At 69.4% G+C, this 6000-nt stretch carries 4 protein-coding genes; all 4 read left to right on the top strand.

Annotated features, from left to right (window positions below):
- Window positions 1–235 precede the first annotated feature (235 nt).
- The 4 genes from RZR99_RS24440 (at window position 236) to RZR99_RS24455 (ending at window position 5891) form a co-directional block, all read left to right on the top strand.
- Window positions 236–964: a 2OG-Fe(II) oxygenase gene (locus RZR99_RS24440; RefSeq protein ID WP_323122351.1), complete on the top strand. Its 729-nt coding sequence runs from the start codon at window positions 236–238 to the stop codon at window positions 962–964.
- A gap of 358 nt (window positions 965–1322) precedes the next feature.
- Entirely contained in the window at window positions 1323–1865 is a 543-nt protein-coding gene (locus RZR99_RS24445) for a methylated-DNA--[protein]-cysteine S-methyltransferase (protein WP_323122352.1), read from the top strand.
- Between the two features lie 148 nt (window positions 1866–2013).
- Window positions 2014–3105 carry a bifunctional DNA-binding transcriptional regulator/O6-methylguanine-DNA methyltransferase Ada gene (gene ada, locus RZR99_RS24450; protein WP_323122353.1) on the top strand — a complete coding sequence of 364 codons (1092 nt, stop codon included), beginning with the start codon at window positions 2014–2016 and terminating at the stop codon, window positions 3103–3105.
- A 407-nt stretch (window positions 3106–3512) separates the two neighbouring features.
- Window positions 3513–5891 carry an ATP-binding protein gene (locus RZR99_RS24455; protein WP_323122354.1) on the top strand — a complete coding sequence of 793 codons (2379 nt, stop codon included), beginning with the start codon at window positions 3513–3515 and terminating at the stop codon, window positions 5889–5891.
- Window positions 5892–6000: the final 109 nt, after the last annotated feature.

Consider the following 6000-nt stretch of genomic DNA (forward strand, 5'->3'; position numbering starts at 1 on the left):
CTACACTGGCTCCATCGATCCCTCCGAAGGAGCCCGTCATGATCGCCATTTCAGCCGTTCCGGCCGGCACACGCAGCCGCCGCCCTCGCACGGTGCGTTGGGCAGCCTGCGCCTCCACCGGCCAACCGGCCGCCGCGATTCCGCGCCCCCGAGAGAGGCGCGACGACCGTACCCCGCCGCACGCCCGCGCAAGCATCGCGCACCGGCCGGCGCCGCGCCGGACGGACGCATCGGCATGAGCACCGTCCTCGCCACCGCCTCGGCCGCCCGGCGCGTCGACGCGCAGGACTGGCCCCGCGTCGCGCTGGACCTCGACCAACACGGCTGCGCGATACTGCCGCAACTCGTCACGCCCGACGAATGCGCGGCGCTCGCGCGCGACTATCCGCTCGACAAGCCGTATCGCTCGCGCGTCGTGATGGCGCGCCACGGTTTCGGCCTCGGCGAGTACAAGTATTTCGCGTATCCGCTTCCCGAACTGGTCGATACCTTGCGCACCGCGCTCTACCCGCCGCTCGCGCCGATCGCGAACCGCTGGAACGAGGTGATGCGCGTCGACGTTCGCTATCCGGCCCAGCACGCGGATTTCCTGAAGCGCTGCCACGACGCGGGGCAACTGCGCCCCACGCCGCTGATCCTCCGCTACGAGGCCGGCGACTACAACTGCCTGCATCAGGATCTGTACGGCGAACACGTCTTTCCGCTGCAGGTCGCGATCCTGCTGTCGGCGCCCGGCCGGGATTTCGGCGGCGGCGAATTCGTGATGACTGAGCAGCGGCCGCGCATGCAATCGCGGGTCGAGGTCGTTCCGCTCACGCGCGGCGACGCGGTCGTGTTCACGGTCAATCAGCGTCCCGTCAACGGCGCCCGCGGCCCCTATCGCGTGAACATGCGGCATGGCGTGAGCCGCCTGACCTCGGGCATCCGGCACACGGTCGGCATCATCTTTCACGATGCGCAGTAGCGCGATGTGCCGCGCATCCGGGGCGTGACTTCCGCGCGGGTTCGGCGCCGCGCCGTCCCGCGACCTGCATGCGCCGCGACTCGAACGCGTGCCGACAGATCGCACACCGGCGCCGCTCCGCCGTCTCCGGGTCGCGGTGCCATGCCGTCGTCGGCCCGCAACGCCTGGCCGCGTCCGACTCGCGCGGCAATTCGACCGCCAGCCCCGGAGTGCGGCGCGGCGCCGGACGCCTCAGACTGCCTTGCAACGGCGTGCCGCGCGTCAGGCGGGTGACCCCGGACGTTCGAGGTTACCCGCCCGCCGCACCGGAAGCGCACGACACCGCGACACGACCCACCCTGCCCAGGAGCACTCGATCATGAACGATCCAGTCAGCCGTCCAACGGAGCCGATCCGCTACGCAACCGGGGCCTGTTCGCTCGGACGCATCCTCGTGGCGGAAACCGCGCGCGGCGTCTGCGCGATCCTGCTCGGCGACACCGACCGCGCACTCATCGCCGATCTGGGAACGCGTTTTCCCGCTCCGGCGCCCGATCCCGGCGCGGCGCTGTCGCAACGCGTGGCGCGCGCCGCGCATCTGGCCGACCATCCGGGCGATGCGCCCGGCTTCCCGCTCGATCCGCACGGCAGCGCCTTCGAGCGGCGCGTGTGGGACGCGCTGCGAACGATCGCGCCCGGCGCCACCGCGACGTACGGCGACATCGCCCGCGCGCTCGGCGATCCGCGCGCGGCCCGCGACGTTGCCGAAGCCTGCGCGGCCAATCCGCTGGCGATCGCCGTGCCGTGCCACCGCGTAATCCGCAAGGACGGCTCGCTGGCCGGCTACCGATGGGGCTTCAAGCGCAAGCGGGAACTGTTGAAGCGCGAAGCCGGGCAATACGCGCAGCGGGCGCTGATTTGAGCGCTCGCCCGCACCGGACGTGGCCCGCCGCGCGGCGGCGCGCCTGCCCCTCCCCGGCCGCCGCGAATCGAACTGCAAGCGCCGGAACGCCGATCCGGCGCCATCTGTGTACAGTCATGATCGATGAATCGAACGAAGTGAGATCGCCATGAAGAAGGTCAAAGCGCTTTCGTCCCCGAAACCGGATCCCGCCGCCGTCACCGGCGACCCGCGCTGGGCCGCCGTGCTCGCGCGCGATCCGGCCGCCGACGACCAGTTCGTGTATGCGGTCCGGACCACGGGCGTCTATTGCCGTCCCAGCAGCACGTCGCGCATCCCGCGCCCGGAAAACGTCGAATTCTTCGCGACCGCGCAAGCCGCCGAGGCGGCCGGCTACCGCCCCACCCGGCGGGTCGCCGCCGACCAGACACGCATCGCCGAGCTGCACGCCGCGCTCGTCGCCGACGCCTGCCGGCAGATCGAGACCGCGGATGCCGAACCCGGCCTGGCCGCGCTGGCGCAGCGTGCCGACATGAGTCCCTACCATTTCCATCGCGTCTTCAAGGCCGTGACCGGCGTGACGCCCAAGGCCTACGCGGTCGCGCACCGCGCGAAGCGGCTGCGGGAACGGCTCGCGCGGCCGACCTCCGTCACCGAGGCGATCTACGACGCGGGCTTCAATTCGAACAGCCGCTTCTACGAAGCGGCCGACGGCGTGCTCGGCATGACGCCGTCCGAATATCGCGCGGGCGGCGTCAATACCGACATCCATTTCGCGATCGGCGAATGCTCGCTCGGCGCGATCCTCGTCGCGCAAAGCGAACGCGGCGTGTGCGCGATCCTGATCGGCGACGATCCCGACGCGCTGCTGCGCGACTTGCAGGACCAGTTTCCACGGGCGAACCTGATCGGCAGCGATGCGGCCTACGAAGACCGGGTCGCGCGGGTCGTCGGCTTCATCGAAGCGCCCGGCATCGGACTGGACCTGCCGCTCGACGTACGCGGCACCGCGTTCCAGCAACGCGTCTGGCAGGCACTGCGCACGATTCCGGTGGGCACGACCGCGACCTACTCGGACATCGCCGCGAAGATCGGCGCGCCGAAAGCGGTGCGCGCGGTGGCGCAGGCGTGCGGCGCCAATCGGCTGGCCGTGGCGATTCCGTGTCATCGCGTGATCCGCAGCGACGGCAATCTGTCCGGCTACCGGTGGGGTGTCGAGCGCAAGCGCAAGCTGCTCGAACGGGAAGGCCAGGCATCCTGAACCCGTTCGCCGGACGCGTCACCCGACCGGGCGTTAGCCCAGGCCGCCAGGCTGCCCCATCCGCCGGCACCACGCGGCAAAAACTGCCGTTGCGTCACGCCCTGCGCGAAATCTGTCGCGTCAAACCGTCGACGAAAATCGTACTAGTAAAAATTTAAATTAGAGATAAATAGTAATTGTTCTAAACGAAGGGGATCCTTGCGGTCGTGCAAGAACGAAGCGATACCATTTCCGTTTCGTAAAAACTCTGCCGCAGAACCTTGAAAACACGGCGTTTCCCGTCGACACTCGCGTTGCCGCGCCCTCTCGGCGCCGCATGGCGGCGGCCGCTTTCCCGGCGGTCGATTCGCGCACCGAGCGCACCGAGCGCGCTGCGCGCGCTCCTGCGCCGGTTCGCGGCGGCATGCGTGCTCGCGCTCTGGCTCCCCACCGTGTTCGCCGCCGACGCGCACCCGGCGTTCACCGACGAGGAGCGCGCGTGGATCCACGATCATCCGGTCGTGCGCGTCGCATCGGACCCCGGCTGGCGGCCGTTCGAATATCTCGACGGCGGCAAGCGCGTGGGTATCATCCCGTCCTATCTCGACGCGATCTCGCGCGCGTCGGGGCTTCGATTCGAGCCCATGCCGCACACGCAATGGGGGCGGTCCCAGGCGATGCTCGACGACGGCCGCGTCGATCTGCTGCCCGGCATCTGGAGCGAAACGGCGCGCGCGCGGTTCGGCGAGCACGCCGTCAGCACCGCGCCCTACCTGGTGTGCCGCCTCGCGATCGTCACCGCGCAGGACAGCACGATGATCCTCGACCTGCAGCGGCTCTCCGGCCAGCGCGTCGCGCTCAAGCGCGACGGCGGCATCGAATATTTTCTGCGCAACACCTACCCGGACATCCGGATCATCCCGTTTCCCGACGAGACGGCGGCGCTCGAAGCGGTCCGCGACGGCCGCGCCGACGCCGCGCTCGGCGTCGATGCGTCACTGCTGCCCAGCGTGCGGCGTCAGTTCACGAACCAGCTGTTTCTGTCGGGCATGGTCGCGAATCGTTCGGTCTCGGTGTCGATGGTGACGCGCAGCGATCTGTCGCTGCTCGCGTCGATCATCGACAAATCGCTCGCCGCGATGTCGTCCCGGCAGACGGAAGCGATCCTCGACACGTGGCTCGACCGGGCGGACTACGGCCGGCCCACGCTCGCCTCGATCATGCGCTACCACTGGAAGCAGGCGCTGGCGACGGCCGCCGCGGTGCTCGCGTTCGCCGTGCTCGCGGCGATCTCCCTGAAAGCCCGCGCACGCGCGATGCGCAGCGAGCGCGACAAGACGGCCTTCCTCGCGTTCATGAGCCACGAGGTCCGCACGCCGATGCATACCGTGCTGTCTTCGCTCGATCTGCTGCGCGATGCGCCGCTGGACGTCCGCCTCGCGGACCGCACGAACGCGGCGATCGTCGCGTCCGAAACCCTGCTCGCGCTGCTCGACCAGGTGCTCGAATACTCGCGGCTCGGCTCTCGCGGCGTACGGCTGGAGCGGCGCGCCACCCCGATCGGCGCATGGGCGCAAGACACGCTCGACATGGTGCGCGGCCGGGCCGAGCAGAAAGGGCTCGCGCTGTCGCTGGAAATCGACTGCAACCCCCGGCTCAATCTGCTGATCGATCCGATGCGCCTGCGCCAGATCGCGTCCAACCTGCTGACCAACGCGATCAAGTTCACCGACAGCGGCTGGGTGGGCTTGCGCGTCCACTATGCGCAGGCGTCGCGCGCCGAATGGTCGGGCATGCTGACGCTCGAAGTATTCGACAGCGGCATCGGCATCCGGCCCGAGCAACAGCAGCATCTGTTCGACGCGTACTGGCAGGCCAGGCAGTCGACCGCGCGCGGCAACGGCGGCGCGGGACTGGGTCTCGCGATCTGCAAGGAACTGTGCGAATTGATGGGCGGGCGGATCGAGGTCCGCAGCGCCCCGGGCGAGCTGACGACATTCACGGTCTCTGTTCCGACGCTGTTGGAGGGGATCGACGCGCCGGGGCAGGACGTCGCGCCGCCGGTCGCACCGCCGCGCGTGTCCGATCTGCCGGCCGCGCCGCCGCCTCAGCCGCTGCCGGTATCGGAGCCCGCGCCGTCGGACATGGCGCGTCCGCCCCGCCCGCACTTGCTCGTCGTCGACGACCACGAGGCCGTGCAACTGGCGATCCGCAGCCAACTCGATGCGCTCGACTGCGCATCGTTCATCGCCGGAACGGGCTCCGCCGCGCTGGCCGCGTTCGAGCATCAGCGCTACGACATGGTGCTGCTCGACTGCAATCTGCCCGACCTCGACGGTTACACGGTCGCCGAACGCATCCGCGAACGGGATGCCGCGATGGGCCGGCACACGCCGGTGATCGCCATCTCCGCCGCGACCGACGACGAACATCGGCTGCGCTGCGTGACGAGCGGGATGGACGGCATATTGACGAAGCCGCTACGGCTCGGCGCGCTGCGCGGCCTGATCGCGGAATGGTGCCCCGGCCTGCGGATCGCGGCCGTACAGGATGAGCCCGCGCCGGCCGGCGCGGCGCGGGACGTGCGTCCCGAATCGCTCGAACGATTCAACGCATTGGCACTGGATGAGGATCTGGATCGGCTTCGCCATGCGTTGCGCGATGACGACCCCGAGGGCGTGCGCTACGCGATTCACCGAATTCGCGGCGCCGCGCAGATTGCGGGATGGCCGCACATCGCGGAAATCGCGGGTTTGTGGGAAACCCATCTGGGAAAACGCGATTCAACCGCCGCGCGCAATCCATGAACGACGAGGGGCGAACGCATTCGCCCCTCGTCGTTTGCGGTTTGCGGTTTGCGGTTTGCGGTTTGCGGTTTGCGGTTTGCGGTTTGCGGTTTGCGGTTTGCGGTTTGCG

This window comes from Burkholderia alba (genome assembly GCF_034721475.1).
Lineage (GTDB): Bacteria > Pseudomonadota > Gammaproteobacteria > Burkholderiales > Burkholderiaceae > Burkholderia > Burkholderia alba.